The 14,699-nt window shown below is 51.6% G+C and carries 15 protein-coding genes; 6 read left to right on the top strand and 9 right to left on the bottom strand.

Annotation, left to right across the window (positions count from 1 at the left end):
* Positions 1-26 precede the first annotated feature (26 nt).
* Positions 27-986, top strand: coding sequence for a YitT family protein (locus QVO51_RS02670; protein WP_022357127.1), 960 nt, complete (start codon positions 27-29; stop codon positions 984-986).
* 58 nt (positions 987-1,044) lie between these two features.
* On the opposite strand, the gene QVO51_RS02675 is transcribed toward QVO51_RS02670, so the two are convergent.
* Positions 1,045-2,250: an SGNH/GDSL hydrolase family protein gene (locus QVO51_RS02675; RefSeq protein WP_022357128.1), complete on the bottom strand. Its 1,206-nt coding sequence runs from the start codon at positions 2,248-2,250 to the stop codon at positions 1,045-1,047.
* Between the two features lie 385 nt (positions 2,251-2,635).
* Here QVO51_RS02675 and QVO51_RS02680 point away from each other — a divergent pair, with 385 nt between their 5' ends.
* On the top strand, positions 2,636-5,626 hold the full coding sequence (locus tag QVO51_RS02680) for a GDSL-type esterase/lipase family protein (RefSeq protein WP_022357129.1): 2,991 nt from the start codon (positions 2,636-2,638) through the stop codon (positions 5,624-5,626).
* 51 nt (positions 5,627-5,677) lie between these two features.
* On the opposite strand, the gene nadA is transcribed toward QVO51_RS02680, so the two are convergent.
* The 3 genes from nadA to QVO51_RS02695 are packed head-to-tail and all read right to left on the bottom strand — an operon-like array spanning position 5,678 to position 8,464.
* Positions 5,678-6,601, bottom strand: a complete 924-nt coding sequence (nadA, locus tag QVO51_RS02685; RefSeq protein WP_022357130.1) for a quinolinate synthase NadA — start codon at positions 6,599-6,601, stop codon at positions 5,678-5,680.
* The gene (locus QVO51_RS02690; RefSeq protein WP_022357131.1) at positions 6,573-7,892 is read right to left on the bottom strand and encodes an AI-2E family transporter; all 1,320 of its coding nucleotides are present in this window, start codon (positions 7,890-7,892) and stop codon (positions 6,573-6,575) included. Before QVO51_RS02690 ends, nadA begins: the two co-directional genes overlap by 29 nt.
* Positions 7,893-7,918: 26 nt before the next feature.
* Positions 7,919-8,464 (bottom strand): hypothetical protein, encoded by a 546-nt coding sequence (locus QVO51_RS02695; RefSeq protein ID WP_022357132.1) that lies wholly within the window; start codon positions 8,462-8,464, stop codon positions 7,919-7,921.
* Between the two features lie 119 nt (positions 8,465-8,583).
* Between QVO51_RS02695 and QVO51_RS02700 the strand changes: the two genes are divergently transcribed.
* Together QVO51_RS02700 and QVO51_RS02705 are read left to right on the top strand one after the other, a co-directional pair.
* Positions 8,584-9,015, top strand: coding sequence for a hypothetical protein (locus tag QVO51_RS02700; RefSeq protein ID WP_022357133.1), 432 nt, complete (start codon positions 8,584-8,586; stop codon positions 9,013-9,015).
* 16 nt (positions 9,016-9,031) lie between these two features.
* Entirely contained in the window at positions 9,032-9,175 is a 144-nt protein-coding gene (locus tag QVO51_RS02705) for a hypothetical protein (RefSeq protein ID WP_015558880.1), read from the top strand.
* On the opposite strand, the gene QVO51_RS02710 is transcribed toward QVO51_RS02705, so the two are convergent.
* Genes QVO51_RS02710 through QVO51_RS02720 form a run of 3 tightly spaced genes read right to left on the bottom strand, consistent with a single transcriptional unit; the run spans position 9,165 to position 11,397 of the window.
* The gene (locus tag QVO51_RS02710) at positions 9,165-10,004 is read right to left on the bottom strand and encodes a metal ABC transporter permease (RefSeq protein ID WP_022357134.1); all 840 of its coding nucleotides are present in this window, start codon (positions 10,002-10,004) and stop codon (positions 9,165-9,167) included. The genes QVO51_RS02705 and QVO51_RS02710 overlap by 11 nt on opposite strands.
* A 2-nt stretch (positions 10,005-10,006) precedes the next feature.
* Complete coding sequence (locus QVO51_RS02715; protein WP_022357135.1) at positions 10,007-10,972, bottom strand: metal ABC transporter substrate-binding protein; 966 nt, start codon at positions 10,970-10,972, stop codon at positions 10,007-10,009.
* Positions 10,969-11,397 (bottom strand): Fur family transcriptional regulator, encoded by a 429-nt coding sequence (locus QVO51_RS02720; RefSeq protein WP_022357136.1) that lies wholly within the window; start codon positions 11,395-11,397, stop codon positions 10,969-10,971. Before QVO51_RS02720 ends, QVO51_RS02715 begins: the two co-directional genes overlap by 4 nt.
* A 152-nt stretch (positions 11,398-11,549) precedes the next feature.
* Between QVO51_RS02720 and QVO51_RS02725 the strand changes: the two genes are divergently transcribed.
* Entirely contained in the window at positions 11,550-12,152 is a 603-nt protein-coding gene (locus tag QVO51_RS02725) for a response regulator transcription factor (RefSeq protein ID WP_022357137.1), read from the top strand.
* Complete coding sequence (locus QVO51_RS02730; RefSeq protein ID WP_022357138.1) at positions 12,137-13,399, top strand: sensor histidine kinase; 1,263 nt, start codon at positions 12,137-12,139, stop codon at positions 13,397-13,399. Before QVO51_RS02725 ends, QVO51_RS02730 begins: the two co-directional genes overlap by 16 nt.
* A 411-nt stretch (positions 13,400-13,810) precedes the next feature.
* On the opposite strand, the gene QVO51_RS02735 is transcribed toward QVO51_RS02730, so the two are convergent.
* On the bottom strand, positions 13,811-14,230 hold the full coding sequence (locus QVO51_RS02735; RefSeq protein WP_022357139.1) for a hypothetical protein: 420 nt from the start codon (positions 14,228-14,230) through the stop codon (positions 13,811-13,813).
* Positions 14,231-14,320: 90 nt separating this feature from the next.
* Positions 14,321-14,699, bottom strand: a 379-nt coding sequence (locus tag QVO51_RS02740) for a DUF4367 domain-containing protein (RefSeq protein ID WP_288167783.1), incomplete at its 5' end; no start/stop codon positions are given.

Raw genomic sequence — 14,699 nt, forward strand, 5'->3', positions numbered from 1 at the left:
CACCCCGACAGAATAGGAGGATGTCCATGAAAAGAACCCACAAGCTGCTCAAGTACAAACGCGCCCTAAAGCGCCTGAATCCAAGGAATTTTCTGATGCTGACCATTGCGGGTATCATCAATGCCTTTGGCGTCACAATTTTTTTGTCGCCGGTCAAATTATACGACAGTGGCATTTCCGGTACCTCCATGCTCCTTGCACAGATCACACCAGATGTCTGGAGCCTTTCCGTGTTTCTGATCCTGCTGAACGTTCCCCTGTTCCTGTATGGTCTGAAAAAACAGGGGATCACGTTTACGATCTATGCGATCTATTCCGTCGCCATCTATTCCCTTGGAGCATGGCTCATCACGGACGTTCTGCCGGTGGATGTGAGCATCGCCTCCCCCCTTGCCGGAGAGGATCTGCTGCTTTGCGCCCTGTTCGGCGGTCTGATATCCGGATTGGGCAGTGGCACTGCCATCCGGTACGGAGGCGCCATGGACGGCATCGAAGTCATGGCGGTAATCTTTGCAAAACGCTTGGGCATTACCGTAGGTACTTTCGTCATGGCATACAACATTCTGCTGTACATTGTCTGCGGATTTGTGATGCACAGCTGGATCCTGCCCCTGTATTCCATCGTCACCTACATGGCGGCACTAAAAACCGTGGACTTTATCGTAGAAGGCCTGGATCGTTCCAAGGCGGCGTTGATCGTTTCCGCCAAGCAAAAGGAGGTCTGCAAGGCGTTGTCCCTGGAGTTTGAACAGGGTATGACCATCCTCTCCGCCAAGGGCTTTTATTCCGGCACTGACCGGAACGTGATCTATATCGTCCTGAACCGGTTCCAGATCAGTAAAATGAAAAATATTACTCATAACATTGACCCTGCCGCTTATATCACCATCAGCGATGTGGCAGACGTATTCAAAATGAACCAGGACGTGAAAAACAATTCCCCAAAACCAGTGGAACAGCAAACCGTTCCTGCTGCATCAAAGTAAACAAAGAAGCCGTACCTGCATGCTCTGCAAGTACGGCTTTTCCCATATGGTGTCGTTTTTACTGAACTCCAACGCCAAGAAGCTGAAACTGCTTGGATTCCTGCTCTGCCAGCATGGAGATCTGTACCTGTAATTCCTGCGGGGTATCGCTTTCATAGGCAAGCACCACTGCCGGACCACCCCAGCCGTTTTTGCTGTTGGCAGTGACTGTACTTGCCAGTCGTCCGTTTACATACACACCGGCAATGCCCCAATCTGCGCTGTTCTGGGAGGTATACACCAAAAACAGCTTCTTTCCTGTAACCGTAAAGCACAGAGGCTGCGCTGTACCGTCCGCTTTGGCAGCGAATCCCCGATCGAACAGCATAGAAAAGCTTTTTGGTTCAAAGGAGCCATATCCTGTTACGGCTACTGCGGACATATCCAGCAGGGTTGCCCCCATGTATCCGTCCCCGAATACCGGCGTCTCCGGCAGCTTCTCCTCGGTCGGAGGCTGAGTTGCAGCTTTGTCCAGGTAATTGGAAAGCATGGATGCCACAATCTGATGTCCGAATTTGTTGGGATGAGAGGTATCATCGGAGTATTCGCTCCACTGCATGTCCCCGGACTGGAACGCCGGGTTCAGTGCGTCTCCTACACTGATCATGGGCAGGTCATAGGCTGCACCGATCTGTGCCATTTGTTCCTGACAGGAGTACCCGTCCTTCAGCACAGTAAACAGCAATACCACCGCCGGCTTCTGTGGCTGATTCAAGCATTCCTTTACCAGGCTTTCGTAGGCAATGCGGTGCTGTGCATCCTGGGCGTCATTGACTGCAAACTCAATGAAGATTACATCCGGCGCATACTGAAACAATTCCTTCTGCGCCCGGAGCAATCCCAGTACCGAGGAGGTGCCGCTGAGTCCAGCATTGACGTACTGTACTTCCTTTCCTTTGGCGAACTGCGTCTGGAAGTACTGATGGGTATGTGCTGCATAGCAATCTCTTCCCCCTGCTGTCATGCCCTCGGTAATAGAACCGCCAATAAACCCGATGGTCGCATTGCCGGTTTTGGCTCGATCCATAGCAGCCCGGATTCGGCTGGTATTCCCGAGGGATACCAGGGAACGGTCGATCAACTCCCTGTCCGAGTCGAACAGGACGGAGGATTCTGCGGTGGTGGATATAGGTGTCTGACTGCTTTGCTGTGCAGAGGAACATCCTGTTACACAGCCTGTCAACAGCACAGCAGCCGCTGCCAGGGCAATATGATTCTGACGCATGGTTTCACGCTCCGGTTTCTCATTTTAAGGCAATACCGCACAAAGAATGTGTGGTAGATGTGCCAACAGATTTTTCGTCAGATTGCATAGAAACGACGCAGGAATACTGGCGTATTGCAAGGAATTTTTGTGTGATATGACGGAAAATTCGTCAGCAGATGCTACGCATAGCCGACAGGCGGGCTTTGTGCGGTGTCGTCATTCAGCATTATTATAGCAGAGGAAAACGGCTCCGTCAACCTTGTAGGCGTTTCAGATGTGCTTTTGTACTATTTATATGACATTTTTGTTCTAATTGCACTATTATATATTGACAGACTGTGTATATAATGTTACAATCAATCTATAAAAGGTTAGAATGCAAACGACACAAGGGGGAATGATTATGACGTTCAGGTTGAAACGCCTGATGGGCATGCTGTCTGCAGCGGCAATGGCATGCACCTGTTTGGCTGGTCTGCCGGACATCAGTGAAAGCCAGTCCGTATCCGCAGCGCCCAGCAGCTACCGCTTTGATTTTGGTGCAGGCGGTACGGAAAACGGATACATCGGAGTGGATGCATCCACCAGCTATTCTGCGCAGCGAGGCTATGGCTTCCGGACACCGGGAAATATGAAAAACGTTACCGCATCCGGCAGCGGCGCACTGAGCGATGCAGTTCAATTCGTAACATCCGGTGTTTCTACGGACAACACCTTTGACGTAGATCTGGATAACGGGCTGTATCAGGTTACGGTGACTTTGGGCAATACTAACCGCACCAGTGTAGCTGCAGAAGGCGTGTACCAGCTAATGAATCTGACGGGCAACAACGCAACGGATACCTTCCAGATCCCCATTACGGACGGTCAACTGAATATCAACTGTACCGCCGGGAAGGATGGATATCCCTACACGCTCAGTGCCCTGGAGATTACCAAGTTGTCCAGCGATCCCACGATGAAACCTACCATCTGGCTTTGCGGGGATTCTACCGTCTGCAACTACTACCCTCTGGCGACCAGCACACAGGCTGGCTGGGGGCAAATCTTCCCCCGGTTCATTGACACCAATGTGTACCAGGTCCGGAACATGGCGACCGGCGGACAGTATGCAGAAGCGTTTATGAACTACGGGCAGTTTGACGCCATTCTCAAATACATCAAACCGGGAGATTACTATTTCATCTCCATCGGCATCAACGATACCAACTACTCCAACCAGGAGGCATACTACAATGCCCTCACCTCCATGACCAAGCAGGCTAAAGCAAAGGGCGCTACGGTGATCCTGGTTGCACAGCAGGGACGTCAGGGTGACATCTCCAACTCTGCGCTGAATGCGGACAGCGGACGCTGGTTCAACGGCACCGTCAAACAGGTTGCCAGCGAGCAGAATGTGCAGTGCATCGACCTGTTCAAGCTGTTCTACAACCACTGTAAATCCGTAGGGCAAACTGTTACAGATACCCTGTATATTGATTCGGATACCCTGCATCCAAACCGTGCCGGCGCAACGGTGCTGGCGGAACTGGTGGCAAAAAGCGTGTCCTTCTCCACCATCTCGGAACTGCCCGGAACGGAGCTTCCGGCAAATACCACCTATCAGATTCAGAATGTGAACAGCGGCTTGTATCTGGAGGTGCAGGAGGGCAAGGCGGAAAACGGTGCCAATGTGCAGCAGTGGGGTGCCAATGGCGTACAGCAGCATAATCTGTGGAAGGTGGTACCCTCCGGACAGAATGATGGCTATTACTACATATATTCCATGCTGGGAGACGGCAACACCTTCCTGTTGGATGTGGATTACGGCAAAATCCAGGACGGTACTAATATCGGCATTTATCAGAACACCCATTCTGATGCGCAGCTGTACAAATTCATCGACTGTGGGGATGGGACTTTCCGGATCGGCACAAAGGTGACCAACGGGCACAGCGTACTGATGCCCACAGACAGTTCCACAGCAAACGGCGGAAATGTGATTGAATCCACTTACACCGGCCTTGCATCCCAGCGCTGGAAGCTGGAGGCAGCTTCCCTGCCGGTTGTCACAGAACCTGTCAAGGCGCTCATCAAGGGGGATCTCAACGATGACGGGATTCTGAACGGTGTGGATATTGTCTTGTTCCGGCAGGCGCTGAACAGCGGCTTTGGCACAAAAGCCATGGAACTGGCAGCAGATGTAAACTATGACGGCAGTGCAACGGTTGCAGACCTGGTTCTGCTGCAAAAGTATGCAGCCCGGATGATCCGGGAGATCCCGGCTGCACAGATTGCCCGGTATGATGCCATCAAAGCAGATTTCACCCAGGGTATTACAGAAACCATCAATGCAGGCTACACGGCTGATGCCTATCTGAATCTGAACAATGAATTGGGCAGCAGCGTGACCTTCCGGGTTTCTGTGCCCAAGACCGGCAATTATCTGGTGACCTTCCGGGTCGCAAACGGCAGTGCCAATAACCGGCCTATGATGCTCAGCGTTAACGGAGGCACCGACCGTTGGCGCCAGGATTTCCTCACTACGGGAGCTTGGACCGTCTGGCAGGACAGAGGCATTGTTCTGCCTCTGCAGGCAGGCATCAATTCCATTACCGCAGTATCCGATACCGCAGAGGGCGGCCCCAACATGGACTATATCACCCTGGAGCAGACGGATGAGCCCATTGCGGAAACCTATGTAAAGCTCGCCGAGACCCAGCCTGCCGGCAGCAATCCCACTATATACATTGCCGGAGATTCCACCGTCCAGACCTATCGGGCAAGCTACGCACCGCAGCAGGGCTGGGGCGCATATCTGGCTGATTATCTCGACAGCAGCGTATCTGTCAGCAACCGTGCCATTGCCGGCAGAAGCTCCAAGAGCTTTTATGACAATGGTAGGTTGGATACCATTCTGGGCGAGATCAAAGCCGGAGATTATCTGATGGTTCAATTCGGCATCAACGACTCCGCTGCGTCCAACGCAGAGCGGTATGCGCCGGTATGCGGCTCGGCAACAAATCCCACTAACGGCTCTTTTGAGTTCTACATTGAAAAGTATGTGGAGGGAGCATTGGATAAGGGCGCAACCCCCATTCTGGTGACCACCGTCATTGGGCTAAAGGCATACTCCGGCGGAAAATTCGTCAACAGCTACGGGAACTACTGCCAGGCAATGAAGGATATTGCCGCAAAATATAACATTCCCTGCATCGACCTGAATAGCCTGATGGTGGCGCATTACAACGCCATTGGCTACGATACGGCGTATACCTATCATCTGATCTCGGCAGTGGAAGGCAGCACGGATATGACCCATTTCACCGAAACCGGTGCCAAAGCGGTTGCCAATCTGGTTGCCCAGGCAGTGAAGAATCAGAACATTACGCCCCTTGCAGAGCATGTAAAATAAATGAAAACAGCCACCGGGTTTCCGATGGCTGTTTTTTTTGCAATTTTCTGCTTAATTTCCCAGCCGAAGCATTTCTTCAATGGAATGCCGGGCGGCAGACTGGATCTCCGGCGGGATCAGGATCTCCTGGGCGGTATCCCCGTCGATCTGTCGTAGGGTATGGAGCACATCCATCAACGTGGTCAGCTTCATATCCGGACAGATCAGCTTTTTGGATAGATCATAAAACTGCTTGTTCGGGCAGGCATACTGTAAGTGCTCCGTGATGCTGATCTCGGTGCCGATGATAAATGCATCCTTGTCCGATTGCTTGGCATACGCCATGATGGCAGAGGTTGCACCGGCAAAATCCGCTGCGGCAGTGACCTCCTTCCGGCACTCCGGATGCACCAGAATCTCCACACCTGGATGCAGTGCCCGTGCCGCAGCCAGATCCTCCGGCTCTACGGAAGCATGTACCGGGCATCCACCGGAAAGCAGGTGAATCCGCTTTTCCGGTACCCGGCTCTGGACATAGCTGCCCAGGTTGCAGTCGGGAATAAAGAGGATATCCTCCGCATCTATGTTCCGGACGATCTGCTCCGCAGAGGAGGAAGTGACGCACACATCGCTGACCGCCTTTAATGCAGCTGTGGTGTTGATATATGCCACCACCTTGCAGCCCGGATATTTTTCCTTTTCCTCCAGAATTTTCTCCGGAGTAAACTGCTCCGCCATAGGGCAGACCGCCCCGGGATGGGCAAGGTATACCTGCTTTTCCGGAGAAAGGAGCTTTGCGGTTTCTGCCATAAAATGCACGCCGCACAGCAGGATTCTGGACTGACTGCAAGCCTGCGCCTGCTTGCTCAGCTGAAAGCTGTCCCCCACTGCGTCGGCTACCTCCAAGATCTCATGCCCCTGGTAGCTGTGTGCCATAATTGCCACATCCAGTTTTTGTTTAACCTGTTCAATTTCCTTTTGAATCTGTTGTATCATGTGGTTTGTCCTCCGTTTGTTTTTTAGTATCCGCAGGCTTTTCAGCTGGCACCGGCTTTGGATTTTCCCGAGTGATCATGCCGGGGGACATATACGCTTCACTGCCTACAGGTAGGTGCTTTTTGGAAAGCCGCTGGTTCACGCTGTCCCGGAAGAAGGCATACAGTACGGCGAACAGCGGTACAAATGCCACCATCCCCAGGAAATTGAACATGCCGCCGCCCAGGAAAATTGCAAACATAATCCAGAAGGGTGACAAGCCCAGAGAATTGCCCAGGATCTTTGGGCCGAGAATGTTACCGTCAAACTGTTGCAGCAGAATAATGAAAATTACAAACGCCAGCGTTCGATCCGGCTCGGACAGCAGGATCAGCAGACCACTGGGCACGGCACCGATAATGGGGCCGAAAAAGGGCAGCATATTGGTAACGCCTACGAGAATGGAGATCAACAGCACATAAGGCATTTTCATGATGGTGAGAATGATGAAGCACAGCATGCCGATAATCAGGGAATCCACTGCCTTACCGGAGAAGAAATGCATGAAGGTATAATTGGTGCGGGAAGCGATGCGGAAAATGAGCTCACAGTGCCGCTTGGAAAAGAGCGCATGTACCACTTTTTTGATCTGCGCCAGGAACAATTCCTTGCTGTACAGCAGATACACCGAAACAAACAGACCCAGGCAAAAATCCTTCAGCGTAATGAGAAATGCATAGGCACTGCTGGTTACATTTGCCACCACGCCTTCCTTGTCCAGCAGACTGTCCAGCTTGGGACTGTATTCATCCGCCAGTCCCAACAGCATATCCTGCAAACTGGTGAAGCAGTTGGTCAGCTTCTCCCCCAGCTCTGGATTATCCTGAATGAAGGAATTGAACCGGTTGGTCAGATACTGCTGTAAATTGCTCAGATAATCCGGCAGCAGAGTAAAGATGTTTTTCATACTGCTGATGATCTCCGGGATCACAGCATACACGATGCCCACAATGGACAGGATCAGAATGGACATACACAGGAAGATGGAAATCACACGGATCAGCTTATTGTGCTCCTTTTTCCGGTTGATCCACTTCTTCAGATATTTTTCAAAAAAGGTCAGCAACGGCGTGCTCAGATAGGCGATCACAATGCCCCAGGTAATGGGCGCAATCACCTTGAACAGGCGGTGTACATATGCCATCAGTGCGCTGAAGCGGAACACCACCGCCACCAGTGCCAGACAGAACGCAAACACCAGCACCACATAGGCAGCAATGGTATTATAATGAGAATTGAACCGGAATTTCATAAGCCTTCTCCAATCTTTTTGAGCAATCAGCTCTCGTACTGCATGTCCGTTGTGGATTTTCCAGAATAGCCCGCCCAGTAGGCTGCCACAATACATAAAAACGTCACCAGAAAGCACAGAGGAATCACGCACAAACGACCCAGGCTCACATCCGCCAGGGTGCCGGAGCCGGTCAGCAAATTCAAAAGCTGAAAGTAATGGGCATTGAGCAGCCGGTACGCCGGCAAGAAATCTCCCCGGCTGCCGATCCGGCACAGAAGAAGCAGAACCCACAGCAGCAGCAGAGGAGAAATAGATGCCAGAGCCATCCAGAAAGGACGGCTTTGCCGATGAGGCTGCTGAAAACGGCGTTCCTCCACCCGATCCCGCTTTGCAATTTTTACAGCATAATCTGCCATCAGTCCCAAATGGATTCCGGTGGTGCAAAGGAGACTGAACCACTTGGCGGCAGGCACGGAAACCGCAAGCATGGCGCAGCTGAATGCCACAAATAGGCAAAGAATTTCAGACAGAAGCATACTGCCAACGCCCAGCAGCATGGCTTTGGATAAACTGGTTTTCTGATTGGTCATAAAACCGACTCCGATCTTTGAAACGCCATGTTTAAACGGCGCAAAACGTGATACACTACTAGTATAACAAATGCACAGCAAAAAAGCAAGGACAAACACCGAAAGGAATGTGGAATTTTATGAAAAAGCAAATGCTCTCCCTGCTCAATGCTTTTTATTACAATGCGGCACTGGGCGCTGATGCAATTCGTGGAATCCTTTCCAAGGCGCAAAATGAACATTTTAAGCTGACGCTTTACAAACAGCTGCAATATTACCAGCAGCAGAAAGATCAACTGACCCAGCAGATCCAGGGACTGTATGATGTGCCAACTGAGCCTGGCTGCATGCTGAAACTGTGGATGGATCTGATGATCCGGTGGAAAACGGCATGTCATGTGACAGACGAAAAGCTGGCGAAGATGATGATGCAGGGCAGCCAGATGGGCATCATCCAGCTGGTACAGCATCTGAACCACAGTGAAAAGGTGCCTGCACAGTTACAGATCCAGGGACAGAAGATCCTGGAGCATGAACAGGCATTTGTCAATGAGCTGAAGGCATTTTTATAAAAAGGAGTGCATAACCATGGATGAAAAGCAGGAACAAGAGGTTGCAATGAAGATCTATACCCCAAGACCCATCAAAACGCCCCCAACTCAAAGCACTGCCGTCCCGGACACGGAACAGATCCGCATCTGGAACGGCAGCAGGCAGCAGATCAAGCAGTAGCTTTGCCGCCGCTGCGCAGTCTGCCGATCAGCGTAAAGAGCAGGAATACCACCAGGTTCGCTACCACAACGCTTGCGCCAGGTGCGGTATCAAAGGTCAGGGACAGGAAAAAGCCGAACAGGAAGCAGACCACTGATACCAAAGCGGCACAGATCACCACGCTCCGGAAGCTGCGGCAGACTCGCATAGCGGTAACAGAGGGGAAAATAATCAGACTGGAAATCAGCAGCGCCCCCATCATCATCATGCCAAGCACCACAGTAACAGCGGTCAGCACCGCCAGCAGCAGATTGTAAAACCGTACATTGGTGCCGGTGGCTTTTGCAAAATCCTCGTCAAAGGTAATGGCGTAAATCTTGTGATACAGCAGCAGGTATGCGGCGATCACCAGCAAAGACAGCACCACGCTCAGCAGCACATCCTCCCGGCTCATGGCAAGAATACTGCCGAACATGTAGTGGCTTACGTCATTGGTCAGCCCGGCTTTGGAGGATACCAGCACGCCGATGGCAAGGGCGGAGGTGGAGAAAATCGCAATGGCGGAATCCCCTTTCAGCTGGGAGTGCTCCGACAGCCGCAGAAGAAATACCGCTGCCAGGATCACCACAGGAATTGCAACCTTCAGAGGTGCCAGATTCATGACTGCCGCTACGGACAGGGCACCGAAGCCCACATGGGACAGCCCGTCCCCGATCATAGAATACCGCTTGAGTACCAGACTCACCCCCAGCAGGCTGGAGCAAAGGGTCACTGCAATGCCGCCGATCAGTGCCGGCAGCAGGATCACCGTGAGAAATTCCGGTGTCAGCATACTGTAAAAATCGTTCATGGTTATGCTCCTAACTCGTCATTCAGCGCATGTTCCAGTGCATCAAGATTCTGCCGCATCAAAGATACATAGGTTGCACCGGACTCCAATTCTTCCTTGCTTACATTGTTGCAGGAATGAAACAGCGCCGTCTTTGCGCCGGTAGCTTCTGCAAGCCGATCAGCGATCTTATGGTTGGAGGACTCCGTGTAGAACACCAGAGGGATCCTGTCCTCCTTGACCTGTCGGATCAGAAAGGACATGGTAGCAGGGCTGGCTTCCGTTTCGCTGCTGCAACCGGAAAATGCCGCATAGTATTCCAAGCCGTAGGCGTGGGCAAAATACCGGAACGGGAACCGGTCACCGAATACGATTTCCCGCCGCTTTCCCTCTGAAACCGTCTTGGAAAAGTCGGCATCCAGCTCCGTCAGCTCCTTGCTGTATGCGTCCAGCTTCTGCCGGTATGCATCTGCATGCGCCGGATCCGCAGCTTCCAGGGAATCCGCAATTGCCTTCGACATGGCAAGGGCATTCTGGGGTGCTGTCCAGATATGCTCGTCGTATTCCGCTTCTTCCTCATGGGCATGTTCATGTTCGTGCCCGTGGTCAGCCCCCTCGATCTCTTCCTCCTCCAATGGGGCAACACAGTCAAAGAGCCGCAAAGTCCGGATATTCTTCCCTTCCAGACTCTTGAGGATCTCCTCCACCCAGACCTCGGACTCTCCGCCGATATACACAAACAGGTCGCACTGCTGGATCCGCAGCACATCCGCCGGAGTTGGCTCATAGGAATGGCTTTCTGCGCCGGGAGTCAGCAGCATGGTAACCTGGGCATGATCCCCTGCGATCTGTCGGGTAAAATCATAGCTGGGGAAAACAGTGGTCACTACCCGCAGAGCACCATCGGACGGCTCCCCCGGCCAGGTGCATCCGCTCAACATGCTCACGCCCAGACAAAGGGTCATAAGCCATAGCGTCCATTTTTTCACTTCTTATCCTCCTCTGTCTGACTGCACTCCTGACACACCCCATAAAATACGGTTTTGGAATGATCCACATGAAAGCCGTGATGCTCCAGGATGTGTTGATCGATCTGTTGCAGGTAGCTGCAATCCGTGTGGATCAGCCTTCCGCATCGCACGCATTTTAAGTGAAAATGCAGCGGACAAGTCGCATGCTCCTCCACATATTGATAGCAGGCACTGCTTTTTTCGTCCATAATGTACTTCCGGATCTCCCCCTGTTCCACCAGCTTGTCCAGATAGCGATAAATGGTGGCAATACCGACAGGTGTGCCCTCAGCCGCAAGAAAACTGGCAATATCCGTAGCGGTGATGTGCCGCTGCCGGTTGTCCAGAATATATTGATAGATCATAGCCTTTTGCCGGGTATGATAGCCTGCATTCCGTTCCAAAAGGATCCCTCCAAAATCAAATTAAGAATCATTTTCAATTTTACTCTCTTTCTGTGGCTTTGTCAAGAGGAAATCCCTCGAATCATGACATCTTTACAAACCTTTCTGAATATTATATAATGAAACAAACGAAACAGAAGAGAGGCGTCGATATGGATCAAATTCTGCTGGTGGAGGATGATACGGCAATGGCGGAAAGCCTGGTTTACGCCCTGGAGGCGGAGCAGTTCGCAGTACGGCATGCTCGTACCCTGGATCAAGCGGAGGAAAACTGCCAGGGAGTGGATCTGATTTTGCTGGATGTATCCTTGCCGGACGGCTGCGGCTATGATTTTTGCAAAAGGATCCGCCAAAAAGAGAACTGCCCGGTGGTGTTTCTTACTGCCCGTGATGACGAGGCAGACATTGTACATGGGCTGGAGCTTGGGGCGGATGATTACATTACAAAGCCCTTCCGGCTCCGGGAGCTGATTGCCCGAATTCGGGTGCAGATCCGTCGTGCCAAGGGCAATACGCCGCTGCCGGATACCCTCACCGCCACGGAACGCAAGCTGGTACAGTACCTGCAAATCAACAGCGGCAGAGTGATGACCCGGGAACAGATTTTGAATTGTCTCTGGGATCAGCACGGAGAATATGTGGATGACAACACCCTTTCCGTGCATATCCGGCGGCTGCGGGAAAAGCTGGATGTAGACGGAGTACGGCATATACGAACAGTGAGAGGAATCGGATATCAATGGATCGAATCTTGAATATGTTTTCCAACCGGTCAGTCCGCCGCTTCACAGCTGCCAGTCTGCTTTGCATACTGCTGTGTACATTGGGTGGATGGGCGCTTGCCGAAAAGCAGGCTAGGCAAAATGTCCGCCTGCTGCAGACGCAGCAATTACAGATTGCCGGGAAACTGGAAAGCAGCATGCCGGAAGCCAGGGAACAGATCCGCTCTGCCATGTTAGAAGAGCGTACAGCGGAAGACCTGGCACGAGGGGAAGCTCTGCTGGGCGCATACGGGTTGCGAATCACGGATACGTCTCCTAAGACCAATCAGACATATCAGATTATCCGGAAACAGCTTCTTACAGATCTGCTGCTTTACGGCATGACTGCGCCCCTGCTGCTTTTCTTGCTTGCCATGTTTGCACAAAGCAGGATTCTGCTCGGGGTGCAGGCGTTGACTGCTGCCTGCCGTGGCATATCCGCCGGGAAAGCACCTTTGATGAGCAAGCGCATCCCGGACGGGGATCTCCTGGTGTGTGGACTGGAGCTGCAGCGGCTCTATGATGCCTGCATGCACTTCAAACAGATAATGCAGCGGGAAAAGGAACAGCTGCGGCAGCGCATGCAGGACATCTCCCATCAGATGAAAACACCCCTATCCGTCATCAAGCTGAATCTGGAACTACTGCTGGAGCATCCGGACATGCCGCTGCACAAGAAAACCGGCTTTGTGCAAACCAATCTCAAGGAACTCAGTCATATGGAATGGCTCATCAGCAATCAACTGAAGCTGGCACGATTGGAAGCCGGCGTAGTGGAATACAACCTGCGCCTGTTGCCTGTGGGAGACACCTGCCGCTCGGTGTGGATGCGGTTCCGGCAAACAGCCGTCCAACAGGATACGGAGTTTTTTTGCAATGTGCCAAAGGAAATACTGCTGTGGCACGATCCTGCCTGGCTGTCCGAAGCCTTGACCAATCTGGTAAAGAATGCGCTGGAGCATACCAAGGGCGGACGAGTGGAGATCACCGGAGAAGAAACACCGATGACCGTGCAGCTGACCATCCGGGATAACGGCTCCGGTATCAGTCCGGCAGAGCGGGCGGCGCTGTTTGAGCGATTCAATCGGCACAGCAGTGCCCTCAGCGAAGCCAGCACAGGCATCGGGCTTTCCATTGCCAAGCGGATCACGGAGGATCAGGGTGGTGAGCTGATCCTAGAGCCAAATTCCGACCGGGGATGCTGCTTTCACCTTTGCTTTTTAAAAAAACAGAAGCCATAGACACAAAGCCGGGGTATTCGACAGTACAAGACAGAAATATGCAAAAAGAACCCCTTCCCTTTTCCAAAATTCTATGCTATGATAAAAGCACAGGATAGTACGGGACACATCGTACAGCTGTGAACAAAAGAAAGAGGCAGACCGCTGCGGATCAGCAGAAAGGAACAGAACGATGCAAAAGAACAAAATCAGAAATCATCAGCATGGGCATTCCCTCCTGCTGATCTGTCCAAGCGTCAGCCGTCCATTCGCCAGGTGTGGAGTGCGGTGACGCACTGGAGGTGATCCCATTCCGGGCATTGCCTTCGCCTTCATATAGATCAAAAGGCAGTATGCGTACAAGCATACTGCCTTTTTCCTGTGATTCTGTCTGAAGGTCAAGTCCTCAGACATGCTTTGTGCGGGATCGCCTTAACTATACCTGGTAACCTTATCGAGCCAGATATTCTCCGTTGTGCCCTTCCGTGTAACATCCACATCCAGAACCAACCGATACATACCCTTCATGGCAAGCGGCTGATCTTCTTCAAACACCAGGGACTGCCCACTGGCACTGACATTCCAGGTTTTCTGTGTACAATAAATACCTGCGATTCTCATCTGCAACTTGACTGTGCCTGTGATTTTTGTTGTACCGGAGTATCCTATAACTTGAACATCACAGTGTGCATTATAGTTTGCACATCTCAACGACATGGTAACCATAGACGTATTGTCCCACTGGGGCGCAACTATGTGATTGCCGCCTGTAGCCGCAAATGCCTGTAAGGGCATGATAAAGATACAAAGCACCAGTGTCAGCAGAATAACCAGCTTCTTTTGCTTGTTCATCGTTTCCCCTCCTTTCTGCTAAAATAGACATCAGGCAACCTGCCTATTATAAATACGTTTCAAAAGGAGAAAAAACTGCAAAATATGCACTTAGTGATAAAAACTTTCTGCAATTTTCACCAATTCCTGCTCATCCAGGTTTCCGAGAATAACAAATACATATTGGTCATCCTCCCACTGTAATGCGTTGTCATGTTCTGAATCCACTTGCATCCAGAAACACCCCTGAAATGAGTCGATGAATTCTGGATGTGCATGTCGATGTTCGATATCCAACATAATTTCCTCGTGCAATCCATAGTTCACATAAAGCTGATTTTCCCCATCTGCATATTCCAGGTGAACAAATTCTTCACCCTCCACACAATTGTAAAGCGTATATCCTTCCGGCAGATAACCGGGGCGGAGCCCGGAATCAAAGCCCGTAGATTCTGTGGATGCATGCTCTGCCCCCTTCCCGGTAAAATAG

This window comes from Ruminococcus sp. CAG:379 (assembly GCF_000434255.1).
Taxonomy (GTDB): domain Bacteria; phylum Bacillota; class Clostridia; order Oscillospirales; family Ruminococcaceae; genus Ruminococcus_F; species Ruminococcus_F champanellensis.

Bases quoted from the DNA above. Each gene is read 5' to 3' on its own strand.
- QVO51_RS02730 (WP_022357138.1), top strand. From the start codon at position 12,137: ATGGATCGAATCTTGAATATGTTTTCCAACCGGTCAGTCCGCCGCTTC.
- QVO51_RS02725 (WP_022357137.1), top strand. From the start codon at position 11,550: ATGGATCAAATTCTGCTGGTGGAGGATGATACGGCAATGGCGGAAAGC.
- QVO51_RS02695 (WP_022357132.1), bottom strand. From the start codon at position 8,464: ATGACCAATCAGAAAACCAGTTTATCCAAAGCCATGCTGCTGGGCGTT.
- QVO51_RS02670 (WP_022357127.1), top strand. From the start codon at position 27: ATGAAAAGAACCCACAAGCTGCTCAAGTACAAACGCGCCCTAAAGCGC.
- QVO51_RS02710 (WP_022357134.1), bottom strand. From the start codon at position 10,004: ATGAACGATTTTTACAGTATGCTGACACCGGAATTTCTCACGGTGATC.
- QVO51_RS02700 (WP_022357133.1), top strand. From the start codon at position 8,584: ATGAAAAAGCAAATGCTCTCCCTGCTCAATGCTTTTTATTACAATGCG.
- QVO51_RS02735 (WP_022357139.1), bottom strand. From the start codon at position 14,230: ATGAACAAGCAAAAGAAGCTGGTTATTCTGCTGACACTGGTGCTTTGT.
- nadA (WP_022357130.1), bottom strand. From the start codon at position 6,601: ATGATACAACAGATTCAAAAGGAAATTGAACAGGTTAAACAAAAACTG.
- QVO51_RS02690 (WP_022357131.1), bottom strand. From the start codon at position 7,892: ATGAAATTCCGGTTCAATTCTCATTATAATACCATTGCTGCCTATGTG.
- QVO51_RS02705 (WP_015558880.1), top strand. From the start codon at position 9,032: ATGGATGAAAAGCAGGAACAAGAGGTTGCAATGAAGATCTATACCCCA.
- QVO51_RS02680 (WP_022357129.1), top strand. From the start codon at position 2,636: ATGACGTTCAGGTTGAAACGCCTGATGGGCATGCTGTCTGCAGCGGCA.
- QVO51_RS02675 (WP_022357128.1), bottom strand. From the start codon at position 2,250: ATGCGTCAGAATCATATTGCCCTGGCAGCGGCTGCTGTGCTGTTGACA.